This window comes from Pseudomonas sp. LAMO17WK12:I10 (assembly GCF_900215185.1).
GTDB classification, from domain to species: Bacteria; Pseudomonadota; Gammaproteobacteria; order Pseudomonadales; family Pseudomonadaceae; genus Aquipseudomonas; species Aquipseudomonas chlororaphis.
Genome location: NZ_OBDX01000002.1, coordinates 430148 through 446938 on the forward strand (window position 1 = coordinate 430148; position 16791 = coordinate 446938).

16 protein-coding genes are annotated in these 16791 nt (G+C 63.2%); 5 read left to right on the plus strand and 11 right to left on the minus strand.

Annotation, left to right across the window (positions count from 1 at the left end; all coding sequences use genetic code 11):
* Positions 1-30: 30 nt before the first annotated feature.
* The 4 genes from CRO75_RS04195 to cysK all read right to left on the minus strand — a co-directional run bounded on the left by CRO75_RS04195 (position 31) and on the right by cysK (position 4021).
* On the minus strand, positions 31-417 hold the full coding sequence (locus tag CRO75_RS04195; RefSeq protein WP_097134515.1) for a hypothetical protein: 387 nt from the start codon (positions 415-417) through the stop codon (positions 31-33).
* 232 nt (positions 418-649) lie between these two features.
* Positions 650-1513, minus strand: coding sequence for a DMT family transporter (locus CRO75_RS04200; RefSeq protein WP_097134516.1), 864 nt, complete (start codon positions 1511-1513; stop codon positions 650-652).
* 346 nt (positions 1514-1859) lie between these two features.
* Positions 1860-2798, minus strand: a complete 939-nt coding sequence (locus tag CRO75_RS04205) for an aspartyl/asparaginyl beta-hydroxylase domain-containing protein (protein WP_097134517.1) — start codon at positions 2796-2798, stop codon at positions 1860-1862.
* 248 nt (positions 2799-3046) lie between these two features.
* Positions 3047-4021: a cysteine synthase A gene (gene cysK, locus CRO75_RS04210; RefSeq protein ID WP_007926882.1), complete on the minus strand. Its 975-nt coding sequence runs from the start codon at positions 4019-4021 to the stop codon at positions 3047-3049.
* A 133-nt stretch (positions 4022-4154) separates the two neighbouring features.
* On the opposite strand from cysK, the gene CRO75_RS04215 reads away from it, so the two are divergent.
* The 3 genes from CRO75_RS04215 (at position 4155) to CRO75_RS04225 (ending at position 7562) form a co-directional block, all read left to right on the plus strand.
* Positions 4155-5231: a DUF748 domain-containing protein gene (locus tag CRO75_RS04215; RefSeq protein ID WP_097134518.1), complete on the plus strand. Its 1077-nt coding sequence runs from the start codon at positions 4155-4157 to the stop codon at positions 5229-5231.
* 142 nt (positions 5232-5373) lie between these two features.
* Entirely contained in the window at positions 5374-6219 is an 846-nt protein-coding gene (locus CRO75_RS04220) for a MoxR family ATPase (protein ID WP_078473226.1), read from the plus strand.
* A gap of 164 nt (positions 6220-6383) precedes the next feature.
* Positions 6384-7562, plus strand: a complete 1179-nt coding sequence (locus tag CRO75_RS04225) for a VWA domain-containing protein (RefSeq protein ID WP_097134519.1) — start codon at positions 6384-6386, stop codon at positions 7560-7562.
* A gap of 128 nt (positions 7563-7690) precedes the next feature.
* On the opposite strand, the gene CRO75_RS04230 is transcribed toward CRO75_RS04225, so the two are convergent.
* The 4 genes from CRO75_RS04230 to CRO75_RS04245 form a co-directional block, all read right to left on the minus strand.
* Complete coding sequence (locus tag CRO75_RS04230) at positions 7691-8608, minus strand: biotin-dependent carboxyltransferase family protein (RefSeq protein ID WP_097134520.1); 918 nt, start codon at positions 8606-8608, stop codon at positions 7691-7693.
* Positions 8605-9312, minus strand: coding sequence for an allophanate hydrolase subunit 1 (locus tag CRO75_RS04235; protein WP_097134521.1), 708 nt, complete (start codon positions 9310-9312; stop codon positions 8605-8607). The genes CRO75_RS04230 and CRO75_RS04235 overlap by 4 nt, the downstream gene beginning before the upstream one ends.
* Positions 9309-10058: a 5-oxoprolinase subunit PxpA gene (locus tag CRO75_RS04240; protein ID WP_097134522.1), complete on the minus strand. Its 750-nt coding sequence runs from the start codon at positions 10056-10058 to the stop codon at positions 9309-9311. Before CRO75_RS04240 ends, CRO75_RS04235 begins: the two co-directional genes overlap by 4 nt.
* Positions 10059-10126: 68 nt before the next feature.
* The gene (locus tag CRO75_RS04245) at positions 10127-11413 is read right to left on the minus strand and encodes an MFS transporter (protein ID WP_009042625.1); all 1287 of its coding nucleotides are present in this window, start codon (positions 11411-11413) and stop codon (positions 10127-10129) included.
* A 140-nt stretch (positions 11414-11553) separates the two neighbouring features.
* On the opposite strand from CRO75_RS04245, the gene CRO75_RS04250 reads away from it, so the two are divergent.
* Positions 11554-12468: a LysR family transcriptional regulator gene (locus CRO75_RS04250; protein WP_097134523.1), complete on the plus strand. Its 915-nt coding sequence runs from the start codon at positions 11554-11556 to the stop codon at positions 12466-12468.
* A 296-nt stretch (positions 12469-12764) separates the two neighbouring features.
* Here the strand turns inward: CRO75_RS04250 and CRO75_RS04255 are convergent, their stop codons facing one another.
* The 3 genes from CRO75_RS04255 to CRO75_RS04265 are packed head-to-tail and all read right to left on the minus strand — an operon-like array spanning position 12765 to position 14615.
* On the minus strand, positions 12765-13307 hold the full coding sequence (locus CRO75_RS04255; protein WP_009042623.1) for a DUF2937 family protein: 543 nt from the start codon (positions 13305-13307) through the stop codon (positions 12765-12767).
* A gap of 11 nt (positions 13308-13318) precedes the next feature.
* Positions 13319-14095 carry a class II glutamine amidotransferase gene (locus CRO75_RS04260; protein ID WP_007926899.1) on the minus strand — a complete coding sequence of 259 codons (777 nt, stop codon included), beginning with the start codon at positions 14093-14095 and terminating at the stop codon, positions 13319-13321.
* Between the two features lie 25 nt (positions 14096-14120).
* Positions 14121-14615, minus strand: coding sequence for a hypothetical protein (locus CRO75_RS04265; RefSeq protein ID WP_009042622.1), 495 nt, complete (start codon positions 14613-14615; stop codon positions 14121-14123).
* Positions 14616-14716: 101 nt separating this feature from the next.
* On the opposite strand from CRO75_RS04265, the gene CRO75_RS04270 reads away from it, so the two are divergent.
* Entirely contained in the window at positions 14717-16771 is a 2055-nt protein-coding gene (locus CRO75_RS04270) for a S9 family peptidase (protein WP_097134524.1), read from the plus strand.
* Positions 16772-16791: the final 20 nt, after the last annotated feature.

Sequence of the window (16791 nt, forward strand, 5' to 3'; positions counted from 1 at the left end):
TCTAGCGCCGGGCATTGGCCTATACCTGGCTTATGGCGACGTCAAGGTAATCAGGTACATCCCCGAGTTGACCGGTTTGCCTGCCTCATCGACCAGCGCATATTGCTGATCGTAGTAGCGCCCTTCCTTGCCGCTGTCCGTGACCAGCTTGACGTTGACTGGCGATTTGCCGATGGCCGTCACCGAGCTCGATGGGCCGACGCCGTGTACACGAATGTCGTTGCCGCGGGAAAACTGTGGGCACTGGCGAAGATTCAACGCCGCCCCGCCTTGGGCAGTCGAGCTTGGCGTGCAAGGTTCCTCGACGATGCTGCCGTGAAAATAAATCGTTCCCTGAATGCTTTGAGGGGCTGCGGAACAGATTCCACTCAAGCCTAGAAACATGCCGACACCTGCCAAAACCAGCTTGCTACTCATTCTGACTATCTCCATTGGGCCTGAAGAGTATGTCGTCAGTGTAGAAGAAATCTTTAATTTTTAAGGTTTGTCCTATTCCCAACCAATCAATAAATAGGGTAAAAGCGAATACAAATTAATGGCAATGAGCCATCATTGCTATCGGCCAGTCCTGGCCAATCTGAAGGGCGCACCCAGGCAAAAAAAGGCGCAGCCCTCGCTCAAGTCGAAAGCTGCGCCCGGCCCTCATGAATCAGCTGTTTTTGCGGAACACAAACACCAACCCGACGATGATCAACAGCATGCCGAGCACGCTCAGCAGTGCCAGCCGATTACCGAAGAACAGGTAGTCCATCACGGCCGTCACCGCCGGCACCAGGTAGAACAGGCTGGTGACATTCACCAGATTGCCGCGAGCGATCAGCCGGTACAGCAGCAAGGTCGCCAGCACCGAGACCACCAGCCCCATCCACAGCGCCGGGACGATAAAGCCGACGCTGTGCTCGAAGCGAAACGGCTGGAACGGCACGAACAGCGCGCACAGCAACAGCCCCGCCAGGTACTGCACCGGCAGGGTGCCCAACGGGTTGTCGCTGATGCGCTTCTGCATGATCGAGCCCAGGGTCATGCTCACCAGGGCCAGCAGGCCGAAGAGCATCCCGGCCAGCGACATGCCGGCCAGACCGATTCCCTGATAGACCACCATGATCAACCCGGCCAAACCCAGCGCCAGACCGAACATCCGGCTCCAGGAGCGCTGACGCTCCATGATCACCACGGTGAGGATGGGTTGTACTCCCATGATGGTGGCCATCACTCCGGGGGTGACCTTCAGGTCCAGGGCCAGCAGGTAGAAGATCTGGTATGCCCCCAGCAACACCAGCCCGGTGGCCACCGCGTACAGCATCGGCTTGCGCCCGCGGGGCAAACGCAGCTTGAGCAGGGGAATCAACAGCACCAGCCCGCACAGGGCGATGGCAAAACGGAACAACAGGAAGGCAAAGGGCGAGGCATGGGCCAGCCCCCATTTGGAGAAGATCGCCCCACTGCTCCAGAGCAGGACGAACAGGCTCGTGGAAGCCGCCGCAAGCGCGGACTTTTTCGATATGAACAACATGGAATACCACCTGTAATCAGGCAAATAGCCAACTCAGCCGAGGCTGAAATTCAGTAGTTTTTTCTGGCGGGCGCGGGCAACAGCAGAGGTTGCCGATCAGCCCCGTACGACGACGCCCGGCGGCGATACGACGGCGCACACCGGCGTGCTACTGACAGGTGGGGGGTAATGACTGATCTGCACAGGCTGCGGGTTCCCGCACGGCACGACGCCAGCGTTGACCGCTGAATCGACTACCGCGTTGATGAGGGAATGAGGCATGTGCTGATCTTTCTGAAGTGGAAGGTGAATCTTCTGATACACCGGGCGCCGACTATAACCAGCGCCCGATATTCATTGCAACGCCTTATCCGAACAGCCAGTAACCCAGGGCGGTCAGGACCACCACCGCCAGCACCGGACGCATGACGCGGTAGAGCTTCGGATTGCGGCGCTTCCATTGCTTGACCACGCCACTGGTGCGGTCGCTGAAACGCTTGCTCCAGGCATAGGCCTGGTTGATCCCGCCGACGCGCTCGTCGTCGAGGTTCTGCGGCGCGGTGGCACGCCCCAGCCAGGCGCTGATCCAGCGGTTGATGCGGGTCATCAGCGGGTTGCTCAGCGGACGCTCGATGTCGCAGAACAGAATGACCCGGGTCTTGTCGGTCTCGTTTTTGACCCAGTGCACATAGGTTTCATCGAACATCACGTCTTCGCCATCGCGCCAGGCGTAGACCTGGCCGTCGACGAAAATCCGGCAGTCGTCGGAGTTCGGCGTGGACAGGCCCAGGTGATAACGCAGGGAACCGGCGAACGGATCGCGGTGCGGGTTCAGATGGCTGCCACCGGGCAGCAGGGCGAACATCGCGCCCTTGACGTTGGGAATGCGGCTGACCAGTTCAACGGTCTTCGGGCACAGCAACTCGGCCGACGGCAGCGGTTTGTCGTACCACTTGAGGTAGAAACGCTTCCAGCCCTTCTTGAAGAACGAACCGAAACCGGCGTCGTTGTTCTTCTCGGCGGCGCGGATGTAACCCTCGTCGAACAAATGCATGGCTTCGTCGCGGATCACTTCCCAGTTGTCCTTGAGCACATCCAGCTCGGGAAACTTGCTGCGGTCCAGGTAGGGCTTGGAAGGCACACCGGAAAACAGGTACATCAAGGCGTTATAAGGAGCGAACAGCGCCGAATGGTTGACGAACTGACGCAGCACCGGCAGTCGAGCCTTGCCGCGTAAATGCACGTAGAGAGTGCTGCCGATGAATAGCAGCAACACCGCGGACTTGGCGGCAAACGAAAGGCTCATGCAATATCTCCTTGAAATAATCACCGGAGGGGCAGCATTCATCCGGCATGGCAGCCGGCCATGATAAACACTCCTGGCCCCTGGAAAAACCCGCAAAAACCGACAATCAGTGTTAACGGTCGTGCAATAAAACGCTGATTAACACACGCCAGCTGAACGCCAGCTGATGCAGGTCAGTACACATGCAACATGCCCTGCACGCCTTCGATCGCCGGCAAGCGGGCTCGCCGGCGATCACTCCCACGGCCTTACTGCTGGTTCTCCTGCTCGGTGAACAGGTCGCTGAACAGCATGCTCGACAGATAACGTTCACCCGAATCCGGCAGCACCACCACTATAGTCTTGCCTTGCATCTCGGGGGTTTCCGCCAGGCGCACCGCCACCGCCATCGCCGCGCCGCAGGAGATGCCACAGAGGATCCCCTCCTCCTGCATCAGGCGCAGGGCCATGGCCTTGGATTCCTCGTCGCTCGCCAGCTCGACCCGGTCGACCATCGACAGGTCGAGATTGCTCGGCACAAAACCGGCACCGATGCCCTGGATCTTGTGCGGGCTGGGCTTGATCTCTTCGCCGGCCAGCTTCTGGGTGATCACCGGCGAGACGCTCGGCTCCACCGCCACCGACAGGATAGGTTTGCCCTGGGTCTTTTTGATGTAACGGGACACCCCGGTGATGGTGCCACCGGTGCCGACGCCCGCCACCAGCACGTCCACCGCGCCATCGGTATCATTCCAGATTTCCGGACCGGTGGTTTTTTCGTGGATCGCCGGGTTGGCCGGGTTATCGAACTGCTGCGGCATGAAGTATTTGTCAGGGTCGCTGGCGAGGATTTGCGCGGCCTTCTCGATCGCCCCTTTCATGCCCTTGGCCGGTTCGGTCAGCACCAGCTCGGCCCCCAGGGCCTTGAGTACCTTGCGCCGCTCGATGCTCATCGACGCCGGCATGGTCAGGACCAACTTGTAGCCACGGGCCGCGGCGACGAACGCCAGGCCGATGCCGGTGTTACCCGAGGTCGGCTCGATGATGGTCATGCCCGGCTTGAGTTTGCCGCTGCTTTCCGCGTCCCAGATCATGTTCGCGCCGATCCGGCACTTCACCGAATAACCCGGGTTGCGCCCTTCGATCTTGGCCAGGATGGTGACGCCGCGGGGCGCGATGCGGTTGATCTGCACCAGCGGCGTATTGCCGATGGAATGGGCGTTGTCAACGAAAATGCGGCTCATGGCTGGGTCCTTGTACAGCGTGAAAGGAAGTCTTCAAGGGTATGCCTCGCACCCATGAGCGTCCAGTCGGGACGAACGACTGCGATGCCGGGGAGTCAATCGCTATAAGGCACATGGCTGGAGACTCATGCTCATGAAACGTCGCTACAGTTGGCCCCTGTGGACCCTCGCCGGGGTGCTGGTGCTGCTGGTTGCCCTGCACATCGCCCTGCCCTATCTGGTGCGCGATTACCTCAATGACCGCCTCGCCAACATGGGCGACTACCGCGGCCAGATCGCCGATGTCGACCTGGCCCTGTGGCGCGGTGCCTATCGGATCAACGGCCTGAAAATCGTCAAGGTCGACGGCAAGGTGCCGGTGCCGTTCGTCAATGCACCGCTGGTCGATCTGTCGGTGAGCTGGCACTCCCTGTGGTACGACCATGCGGTGGTGGCCGAAGTGCAATTCGTCAGGCCGCAGGTCAACTTCGTCGACGGCGGCGCCAACAAGAAGAACTCGCAAACCGGTGAAGGCACCGACTGGCGGGCCCAGCTGAACAAACTGCTGCCCATCACCCTCAACGAAGTACAGGTCAGCGACGGCAAGATCAGTTTCCGTAACTTCCACTCCAAACCGCCGGTGAACATGAGCGCCACCCAGGTCAACGCCAGCGCCTACAACCTGACCAACGTGGTCGACACCCAAGGCAAACGCGACGCCCGCCTCGAAGGCAAGGCCCTGCTGCTGGGCCATGCGCCCCTGGAAACCAACGCCACCTTCGACCCGCTGAGCGACTTCCAGGACTTCGAGTTCCGCCTGCGCGTGCGGGATATCGAACTCAAGCGCTTGAACGACTTCGCCGGCGCCTATGGCAAATTCGACTTCAACGCCGGCCACGGCGACCTGGTGATCGAAGCCGAAGCCAACAAGGGCCAGCTCACCGGCTATATCAAGCCGCTGCTGCGCGATGTCGATGTGTTCAATTGGCAGCAGGATGTCGAGAACAAGGACAAAGGGATATTCCGCTCGATCTGGGAAGCCCTGGTGGGGGTCAGTGAAACCGTGCTGAAAAACCAGGGGAAAAACCAGTTCGCCACCCGGGTCGAACTCAAAGGCAGCGTACATCAGCGTGATGTCAGCGCATTCCAGGCTTTTTTGCAGATTTTACGCAATGGTTTCATCGAGGCCTTCAATGCCCAGTATGAGCGTCCCAAGCCATCCGCTGACTGAGTCACCACGTGACGCCCCATTCAGAGACTGAATGGGGCGTCTGCGTTCACAGTCGACCGGACGGCGCGCTATAGTCGGCCATTCGTGTTTTATTCTTCCGACCTGCTGATGCATGTCGGCGTTACCGTTCGAGGAATTGCAGATGAAGTTCGAAGGCACCCGCGCGTACGTCGCCACCGATGACCTGAAGCTGGCAGTCAATGCCGCCATCACCCTGGAGCGGCCGCTGCTGGTCAAGGGCGAACCGGGCACCGGCAAGACCATGCTCGCCGAGCAACTGGCCGAGTCCTTCGGTGCCAGGCTGATCACCTGGCACATCAAGTCCACCACCAAGGCTCACCAGGGCCTGTACGAGTACGACGCGGTGAGCCGCCTGCGCGATTCGCAGCTGGGCGTGGACAAGGTGCATGACATCCGCAACTACCTGAAGAAGGGCAAGCTGTGGGAGGCCTTCGAATCCGAGGAGCGGGTGATCCTGCTGATCGACGAAATCGACAAGGCCGACATCGAGTTCCCCAACGACCTGTTGCAGGAACTCGACAAGATGGAGTTCTACGTCTACGAAATCGACGAAACCATCAAGGCCAAGCAGCGCCCGATCATCATCATTACCTCCAACAACGAGAAAGAGCTGCCGGACGCCTTCCTGCGCCGCTGCTTCTTCCACTACATCGCCTTCCCCGACCGCACCACCCTGCAGAAAATCGTCGACGTGCACTACCCGGACATCAAGAAAGACCTGGTCAGCGAAGCGCTGGACGTGTTCTTCGACGTGCGCAAAGTGCCGGGCCTGAAGAAGAAGCCTTCGACCTCCGAGCTGGTGGACTGGCTCAAGCTGCTGATGGCCGACAACATCGGCGAAGCGGTGCTGCGCGAACGCGATCCGACCAAGGCCATCCCGCCGCTGGCCGGCGCCCTGGTGAAGAACGAGCAGGATGTGCAGTTGCTGGAACGCCTGGCATTCATGAGCCGTCGCGGCACCCGCTAGGCTCTGCCCAGAAGCTGCCTGCGCGTCGATCATGCTGCGTTAAAAACAGGCTCGGAATGCTCATTTAGGCCCCTAAACTCCGCTTCCTCGCCTGTTTTTGCCTTGCCTGATCGCCGCTCGGCGAGCTTCTGAACAGACCCAAAGATTATTGGAGAGCGATAGTCATGCTGCTCAACCTATTCAATGAAATGCGCGCCGCCAAGGTTCCGGTGTCGGTGCGCGAGCTGCTCGACCTGATCAACGCGCTCAAGCAGCGCGTGACCTTCGCCGACATGGACGAGTTCTATTACCTGTCCCGGGCGATCCTGGTGAAGGACGAGCGGCACTTCGACAAGTTCGACCGCGCGTTCGGCGCCTACTTCAACGGCCTGGAAAAACTCGACGACCACCTGCAGGCGCTGATCCCCGAGGATTGGTTGCGCAAGGAGTTCGAGCGCTCGCTGACCGATGAGGAACGGGCGCAGATCCAGTCCCTCGGCGGCCTGGACAAGCTGATCGAAGAGTTCAAGAAGCGCCTGGAAGAACAGAAGGAACGCCATGCCGGCGGCAATAAGTGGATCGGCACCGGCGGCACCAGCCCCTTCGGCTCCGGCGGTTTCAACCCGGAAGGCATCCGCGTCGGCGACGCCGGCAAGCGCCAGGGCAAGGCGGTCAAGGTCTGGGACCAGCGCGAGTACAAGAACCTCGACGACTCGGTGGAACTGGGCACGCGCAACATCAAGGTGGCCCTGCGCCGCCTGCGCAAGTTCGCCCGCCAGGGCGCGGCGGACGAGCTGGACATCGATGGCACCATCGACCACACCGCCCGCGACGCCGGCCTGCTGAACATCCAGATGCGCCCGGAACGGCGCAACAGCATCAAGCTGCTGTTGCTGTTCGATATCGGCGGCTCCATGGATACCCACGTGAAGATCTGCGAGGAGCTGTTCTCGGCCTGCAAGACCGAGTTCAAGCACCTGGAGTACTACTACTTCCACAACTTCATCTATGAATCGGTGTGGAAGAACAACCTGCGTCGCGGCTCGGAACGCACCTCGACCCAGGACGTGCTGCACAAGTACGGCGCCGACTACAAAGTAATCTTCGTCGGCGACGCCGCCATGGCGCCCTACGAAATCACCCAGGCCGGCGGCAGCGTCGAGCACTGGAACGAAGAAGCCGGTTATGTGTGGATGCAGCGCTTCATGGAAAAGTACAAGAAGCTCATCTGGATCAACCCCTACCCGAAAGACACCTGGGGCTACACCGCCTCGACCAACATCGTGCGCGAGCTGATCGAAGACCAGATGTACCCGCTGACCTTGCGCGGCCTGGAAGAAGGGATGCGGTTTCTCTCCAAATAGGATCCCGTCCAACGCGATCCCTGTAGCCGCTGCCGCAGGCTGCGATAAGGCCCGAAGGGCCTTCAAGCGGACTCAAGAGCGCGTCTGCTTCGCAGCCGATCGCAGCCTGCGGCAGCGGCTACATCGGTTCAGACAAACCGCCGCAAAAACTCGATCTGCTGCCGATACGCCGTCTCCTGCACCACCGGCGTCAGGCGCACTTCGCTGCCCGGCAGGCATTGCGCCAGCCGCGCCAGCGCCAGGGGCGTCAAGGCCCCCAGCCGTGGATACCCGCCAATGGTCTGCCGGTCGTTAAGCAGCACGATCGGTTGGCCGTCCGGTGGCACCTGGATCGCGCCCAGGGGAATGCCTTCGGAAATCATCGGCGCCCCCTGATAACGCAGTGACGGCCCCAGCAGGCGCATGCCCATGCGGTCGGCGCGACTGTCCAGGGTCCAGGCGCTGTTGAAGGCATCGAACAGGCTCTGCCCGCTGAACTGGCCGATCTGCGCCCCGAGAATCACCTCCAGCGGCGCCTTCGATCGCAGGTCCGGCAGTTGCTTGCCTGACAGCACCTTGAGGTTCGTCCCCGCCCCGCAATACTCCAGCCGCGCGCCCACGGCCAGCGGCCGGCCGAAACCGTCGAGCCCGCCCAGCTCCTCGCGGACCACGCTGGCGCAACTGCCCAGTACCTTGGGCGCGTTGAAACCGCCGGGCGCCGCCAGGTAGGCCCGCGCCCCCTGGTACGGCTGGGTAAAACGCAAGCGCTGGCCTTTTTGCAGGATAAAGCTGCGCCCCGGGCTGAGCGGACGCTCGTCGATACAAGCCCCCAGGTCGGCGCCGGCCAGTGCCAGCAGGCACAGTTCCTCGGCGACCACGCTGAAACCGCCCAGGGTGATCTCGATCACCGGCGCATCCAGGGCGTTGCCCAGCAGCCAGTTGGCCCAGGACATCGACACCCAGTCCAGCGCGCCGCCCTGGGTCACGCCCAGGTGCCGCACGCCAAAGCGACCGGCATCCTGCAACAGGCACAAAGGCGTGCTGGCTTCGATCGTCAGGCGGCTCATGCCAGTGCCTCCAGCAGTGGCGTGTCGTCACCGCCCAGGCGGATGAATTCGGCGTGGTCCACCGCGGCGAAACGCACGCTGTCGCCCGGTTGCATCAGGCTGTAGCCATCGCGCTCGCGATCGAACAGGCGGCTCGGTGTGCGCCCGATCAGGTTCCAGCCCCCCGGCGACACCACCGGATAAGCCGCGGTCTGCCGTTCGGCAATGCCGACGCTGCCCGCCGCCACGCGCTTGCGCGGGGTATCCAGGCGGGGGGCGGCCAGCACTTCGTCCACCAGCCCCATAAAGGCGAAACCCGGGGCGAAACCCAGGGCGAACACCTGGTATTCACGCTCGCTGTGGCAACGGATCACCTCGTTCACCGACAGGCCACTGCGCCGCGACAACAGGCTCAGCTCCGGGCCAACGCTGAGGTCGTACCAGACCGGCAGCACATGGCGCTGGCCGCCGGTGCGCGAGTCCGGCGTGAGATCGGTCAGGGCCAGATCGATCAGTTCCCGCGCCTGGGACGGGCTCAGGGCAGTCAGGTCGTAGTGCACCATCAGCGTGGTATAGGACGGCACCAGATCGATCAACCGCCCGCCGAAGGCCGTCCGCAGGCGCTCGCTGGCGGCGAGCATCCACGGCATGTTGGCCTCGGCGATGGCATCGAACAGGCGCACCATCAGGCAGTCGATGGCCACCACTTCAAGGCGTATTTTCATGCTGGCAACTGCTGAAGGGCCGCGCGGATACGCTGCACGGCGGCCACCGAACTGGCGTTGTCGCCGTGCACGCACAGGGTATTGGCCTTGAGGTGCAAGGCGCTGCCGTCGCTGGCCAGCAGCGCGTCGCCGCGGGCGATGGTCAGGGCCTGGGCGATGATCTTTTCCGGGTCGTGATGCACCGCCCCCGGCAGTTGCCGCGAAACCAGGTGACCGGCGTTGTCGTAGGCACGGTCGGCGAAGGCTTCGAACCACAGGGTCACGCCGAATTCGTCACCCAGGGCCTGGGCCGCGCCGTTGTCACGGGTGGCCATCAACATCAGCGGCAGCGTCTTGTCGTAGGCGGCCACCGCCTGGATCACCGCGCGCAACTGCGCCGGGTTGGCCATCATGTCGTTGTACATGGCGCCATGGGGTTTGACGTAGCTCACCCGAGTACCCTGGGCCCGGCAGATGCCGTCGAGGGCACCGATCTGGTAGTGCAGCAGGTCCTGCAGTTCCTGGGCGCCGTAGGCCATGGAGCGGCGGCCGAAACCGGCCAGGTCCTGGTACGCCGGATGCGCGCCGATGCGCACGTCATTGGCCAGGGCCAGGCTGACGGTCTTGCGCATGATGCTCGGGTCGCCGGCATGGAAACCGCAGGCGATGTTGGCGCAATCGATGAACGGCATCACCTCGGCATCCAGGCCCATGGTCCAGTTGCCAAAGCTTTCGCCGATGTCGCAATTCAATAACAGGCGGCTCACGGTCAGTGCTCCTGTAGCGTTTGTCGTGTTGGCTGCGGGGATCGCGCGGGATGCCCACAGATTATCAGTTAGCGCGCTTCGAGTTGTTTGCCACGGGTTTCCGGCAGGCTCAGGGCCGCCAGGACCACGATGCCGTAGGACACAGCGGCGAAGGTGCCGATGGCCGCGCCCAGCGGGATGTGCTGGCTGAGCAGGCCGATCAGCAGCGGGAACAGGGCCGCCAGCGCCCGGCCGCTGTTGTAGCAGAAGCCCTGGCCCGAACCGCGGATCCGCGTAGGGAACAGCTCCGTCAGGAAGGCGCCCATGCCGCTGAAGATCCCCGAAGCGAAGAAGCCCAGGGGAAAGCCCAGCCACAGCATCACCGCGTTGCTCACCGGCATTTGCGTGTAGAGCAGGACGATGGTGAAGGAACCGGCGGCGAACAGGACGAAGTTCTTCTTGCGTCCGAGAATGTCGGTCAGATAGGCGCTGATCACATAGCCCACATAAGAACCGAAGATCACCATCGCCAGGTAGCCGCCGGTGCTCAGCACGCTCAAGCCGCGCTCGGTCTTGAGGAAGGTTGGCAGCCAGAACGTGATGGCGTAGTAGCCGCCCTGGGCGCCGGCCGCGAGCAGCGACGCGCGCAGGGTGGTGCTGAGAATGCCGGGGGCGAAAATCTCGTAGAAGCGCGAGGGGTTGTCGGGCACTTCCCGGGCCCGGGTTTGCCGGTAGACCTCCGGGTCCTTGACCAGGCGACGGACGAAGATCACGAAGATCGCCGGCAGAATGCCCAGCAGAAACAGGGCGCGCCAGGCGTCTTCCGGCGGCAGCAGGGAATACATCAATGCATAGAGCAGCGCCGTGATGCCCCAGCCCAGGGCCCAGCCGGACTGCACCATGCCCACTGCCTTGCCGCGGTTTTCCGCGCGGATCACTTCGCCGATCAACACCGCGCCGGCGGTCCACTCGCCACCGAAACCGAAGCCCATCAGGGTTCGGGCGATCAGCAGTTGCTCGTAGTTCTGCGCCAGGCCACAGAGAAAGGTGAAGAAGGCGAACCAGAGCACGGTCAGTTGCAGGGTGCGCACCCGGCCGATGCGATCGGACAGGATGCCGGCGATCCAGCCGCCCAGGGCGGAAGCCAGCAAGGTGCTGGTGTGGATCAGGCCGGCCTCGGCGGAGCTGATGCCCCACAGCGCAATCAGGGTCGGGATGACGAAGCTGAGCATCTGGGTGTCCATGCCATCCAGGCCGTAACCGGCCTTGCAGCTCCAGAACGTGCGGCGTTCCTGCTGGTTGATGTCGCGGTACCAGTCGAAGGGGCCGGCGCGGCCTTTGGCCTTGCTGGCGGCGAGCGTGTCGGGCGCACTCATGGCAAATCTCCACCTTGGTTTTATTGGTATTGTTCTGGGCCCCGACGACGCTTATCGTGAGACGCAGCGATTTTTGGCACCCGCGCCCTGCCCCGTCCAACTAATAAAAACCGCCTCCAGACATAAGAAAAGTTGATCGCATGAACCTCAAGTTTCTTGAAACCTTTGTCTGGGTGGCGCGCCTGAAAAGCTTTCGCCTGACCGCCGACAAACTCTTCACCACCCAGGCATCGATCTCCAGCCGCATCGCCGTGCTCGAGGGCGAACTGGGGGTGAAGCTGTTCCTGCGCGACTCGCGCGGCGTGAGCCTGACCCCGGAAGGCCTCAAGGTGCTCGACTATGCCGAGCAGATGATGGACACCATGCAGGCGCTCAAGCAGTCGATCGAGACCCGTTCGAGCAAGGTCGGGCGGATTCGCATCGGTGTCATGGACACAGTGATCCACACCTGGCTCAGCCCTCTGGTGGCACGGATGATGGACTGCTATCCCCAGGTGGAAATCGAGCTGGTGGCCGACACCTCGCTGAACCTCTGCGACCAGTTGCAAAAAGGCTTTCTCGACCTGATCCTGCAAACCGACCTGCTGCGCCAGGAATCCATTCGCAGCCTGGAACTGGCCAGCCACCCCATGGGCTGGATAGTCGCCAGCCACTCGATCTACAACCGCGAGTACGCCAACCTGGCCGAGCTGGCTCGGGAACGCATCATCACCTACTCGAAGAACTCCCTGCCGCACCAGGAAGTGCTGAGCCTGATGCAGGCCAACGGCGTGACCGCCCCACGGCTCAACTGCGTGAACTCGGTGTCGGCCATTACCCGCCTGCTGCGCGACGGCTTCGGCATCGGCGCCTTGCCGCCGGTGCTGGTCAGCGAGGAACTGGCGCGCGGCGAACTGACCCTGCTGGCCATCGACCAGCGCCCGCCGAACCTGCAGGTGGTGGTGTCATGGCGGGTGGGGGTCGAACTGGTGGAAGAGATGGTGGTGCTGTGCCAGCAAGTGCTGGAAAGTTATGCGCGCAAGGTGGGGCCGGACTATATCGTGCTGGCGGGCTGATCTACCGCGAAGGCCTTTGTAGCCGCTGCCGAAGGCTGCGATCGCGGGCGCAGCCTGCGTGAATCGGCTCGAAGAGTGTTTGTGAGCCAGCCATCTTTGCGGTTGCTGCGCAACCGATCGCAGCCTGCGGCAGCGGCTACAGGGATCGCGGCGTCCGTGTAGCCGCTGCCGAGCCTGCGAGGCTGCGAACGGCAACGCAGTTGCCGCACAACCTGTATCCGCGATCTGCCTGGAAACACGCCTCGGCTGGTTTACGACGGCTGCGCCGTCGATCGCAGCCTGCGGCAGCGGCTATATCACAAGCCCTTCAAGTCACGCTCTTCGATCGGCCGGCTCTGGCGCAGGCGCTTGCCGCCAAGCACCACCCAGTCGATCAGGCGATACAGGCATTCCAGGCCGAACGACAGCAGCAAGGCGCCGCTCATGGCCCAGATCATCGCTTGCGGGGTCAGCAGGATCTGGTAGCTGTAGCCGTTCCAGGTTTCCTGGCGGATATCCGGGTCGGCGGCCAGCACCACTTGCAGCAGGCGGATGTACCAAGGGCCCTGCATGGCCTGGAACTGCTTGTCCAGGGCGCGCTGGCGAACCAGCAGATTGCCCAGGCTGTCGGCATCGCTGCGAAACACCGGATCGTCGCTGGCCCGATAGTGGGCGACCAGCGCTTGCAGATCGCCCTTGAAGAACTGGTTGGCGGTGCCCTGGAACCCTTGCAGGCCGGCCTGGGCCTCGATCAGGTGAGCCTCGACACGCTTGGCGTAATCGCTGATGAAACCCGGCACCTGGACGCCGATCAACAGCCCCGCCGCAAACAGCACCAGCCGCAGATAACTGAGCAACATAGGGGATGTCCTTATTCGGTCTGGCCGTGCAGCACGCATTCACCGCGCCGCCACAGGCTCCATTGGCCCGGCTCGTAGCGAGTCCAGGTTTCGTTTTCGGTCAAAGGTTCGGTGGCGATCACCGTCACCACGTCGTTGGGCGTGGTTTCCGCCTGGAAGTCGACGATCACATCGACGTCCTTCAGGCGGGCCGGGCCAAAGGGCGCGCGGCGGGTGATCTGCGCCAGCTTGGTCGAGCAATAGCAGAACAGCCAGTCGCCGTCGCTGAGCAGGCAGTTGAACACGCCCTTGCCGCGATATTCGGCGCAGGCGGCCACCAGCGACGGCAGCAGTTCCTCGACTTCCACCGGCTCGGGAAAGGCTTCGCGCACCCGGTTGAGCAGGTCGCAGAAAGCCGCTTCGCTGTCGGTATCGCCCACCGGACGATAGAAGCTGGTGGGGGGCTGGAAGTCCGCCAGCTGGCCGTTATGGGCGAAACACCAGTTGCGCCCCCACAGCTCGCGCACGAACGGATGGGTGTTGGACAGGCAGACCTTGCCGACGTTGGCCTGGCGAATGTGGCCGATCACCACTTCGCTCTTGATCGGGTAGCGCTGAACCAGATTGGCCACTTCCGACTCGCTGCTCGCCGCCGGGTCCTGGAACAGGCGCAGGCCGCGGCCCTCGTAGAAAGCGATGCCCCAGCCGTCGCGATGCGGGCCGGTGCGTCCGCCGCGCTGCATCAGCCCGGTAAAGCTGAACACGATATCGGTCGGTACATTGGCGCTCATGCCCAATAACTCACACATGCTCGGACTCTCGCTTCAATGCGTGTTACAGACGCGGCTCGATCCGCGAACGCTGGGGGTTGCTGGGCACTGGCGGGCGGCCGTAGCGATCGTCGCCAGCGCCGCCGAAAGGCTGGTCGTCCGGCTCTTCGGCATGGGCCGCGGCCTTGGCGGCTTCGGCCTGTTCCTGGCGGGCCTTGGAGGCGCGCTCGATCGGCCAGCGGATCAGGACGAACACCAGGTAGATGCCGAAGGCGATCACGCCGTACATGAACAGGTCGGAGACCGCGCGCCAGGCGTTGTTGCCGACCTTGAACAGCATGTCCAGGGCGGTGATGGCCACGGCCGGGGCGAACATTTCCTTGGCCGGGTCGACCACGGTCGGGCTGAACAGCAGCACCGCCACCAGCACTCGCAGCGGCTCGCGCAGCCAGCGCCACATCCAGCGGGTCAGGCGCATCCACACCAGCAGGCAGCCCAAGGCGGCGAAGGCGTAGAGCCCCCAAGCGATCAGATAGTCGTTCTCGGTCATGGTGTCCATGGCAAGGCAGGCAAAGAGGCGCTTATGATAACGGCTTTTCGCATGCCAGGCTGCACCGCCGTCTGCCGCGCCCTTAATTGTCACCGCCCCGAGAGCCCTTCATGCCCGTATCCGCCCACGTCACCAGCGCCCCGATCGCCCGCAAGGCCGAAGGCCCGGACCCGTACGCCTGGCTCCAGGAGCGCGACACCGACGCCGTGCTCGATTACCTGAAGGCCGAAAACAGCTACCAGGAAGCGGCCCTCGCCGACCAGGCGGCGCTGCGTGAAACCCTGTTCCAGGAAATCAAGGGCCGGATCCTCGAGACCGACCTGTCCCTGCCCTCCCCCTGGGGCCCGTACCTGTATTACACCCGCACCACCGCCGGCGACGAATACGCCCGGCACTACCGCTGCCCGCGCCCGGCCGACGACAGCCTGAGTGTCGACGAAAGCCAGGAACAACTGCTGCTGGACCCCAACGAGCTGGCCAAGGGCGGTTTCTTCTCCCTCGGCGCCTTCAGCATCAGCCCCGACCACCAGCGCCTGGCCTACAGCCTCGATACCAGCGGCGAAGAGGTCTACACCCTGTTCGTCAAGGAGCTGTCCAGCGGCAAGGTCAGCGAACTGGCGTTCGCCGATTGCGACGGCAGCATGACCTGGGCCAACGACAGCCTGACCCTGTTCTTCGGCGAACTGGACGACACCCACCGCCCGCACAAGCTGTTCCGTTATCGCCTGGACGGCACCGCCGCCGAAGAGGTGTTCCATGAGCCGGACGGGCGCTTTTTCCTGCATTGCTACCGCTCAAGCTCGGAGAAACAGCTGCTGCTGTCCCTGGGCAGCAAGACCACCAGCGAGGTCTGGGTACTCGACGCGGCGCAGCCGCAGCAGGCCTTCACCTGCTTGGCGCCGCGGGTCGAGCACCATGAATACGACGTCGATCACGGCCTGCTCGACGGCCAGTGGACCTGGTTTATCCGCAGCAACCGCGACGGCATCAACTTCGCCCTCTACCAGGCGCCGGACCTGGGCACGGTGCCCAGCCAGGCCGACTGGCAGAACCTGATTCCCCATAGCGACAGCGTGATGCTCGAAGGCCTGAGCCTGAACAGCTCGGCCATGACCCTGAGCCTGCGCGAAGGCGGCCTGCCGATCATCGAGGTGCACCCCGAGGGCCTGCCGGCCTATCGCGTGCAACTGCCGGATGCGGCCTACAGCCTGCATGTGCAGAACAGCCTGGAATTCGTCAGCCAACGCATCCGCTTGCGCTACGAAGCGCTGAACCGCCCCGCGCAGATCCGCCAGCTGGATTTGGCCGGCGGCACACAGAAAGTGCTCAAGGAGACCCCGGTGCTGGGCGTGTTCGACCCGGATGCCTATGTCAGCCAGCGCCTGTGGGCGACCGCGGCCGACGGCACCCAGGTGCCGATCAGCCTGGTGATCAAGCGCGAAGCCCTGGGCCGGCCGGCTCCGCTGTACCTCTACGGCTACGGCGCCTACGGCGAAAGCCTCGACCCGTGGTTCTCTCATGCGCGCCTGAGCCTGCTGGAGCGCGGCGTGGCCTTCGCCATTGCCCACGTGCGTGGCGGCGGCGAGCTGGGCGAAGCCTGGTACCGCGCCGGCAAGCAGGAACACAAGCAGAACACCTTCAGCGACTTCATCGCCTGCGCCGAACACCTGATCGCCCAGGGCCTGACCACTTCCGAGCAGTTGGCCATCAGCGGCGGCAGCGCCGGCGGACTGTTGATCGGCGCGGTGCTCAACCAGCGCCCGGAACTGTTCAAGGCGGCGATCGCCGAGGTGCCGTTCGTCGATGTGCTCAACACCATGCTCGACCCCGAGCTGCCGCTGACCGTCACCGAGTACGACGAATGGGGCAACCCGGAGGAGCCCGAGGTCTACGCGCGGATCAAGGCCTACGCGCCGTATGAGAATGTCGAGGCCAAGGCCTATCCGGCGACCCTGGTGATCGCCGGCTACAACGACAGCCGCGTGCAGTACTGGGAGGCGGCCAAGTGGGTGGCCCGGTTGCGCGCCACCAAGACCGACGACCATCTGCTGCTGCTCAAGACCGAGCTCGGCGCCGGCCACGGCGGCATGAGCGGGCGTTACCAGGGATTGCGTGACGTAGCACTCGAATATGCATTTGTTTTCAAGATTCTGGGCATTGCCTGAGGAACTCCGGCCGGCGCTCC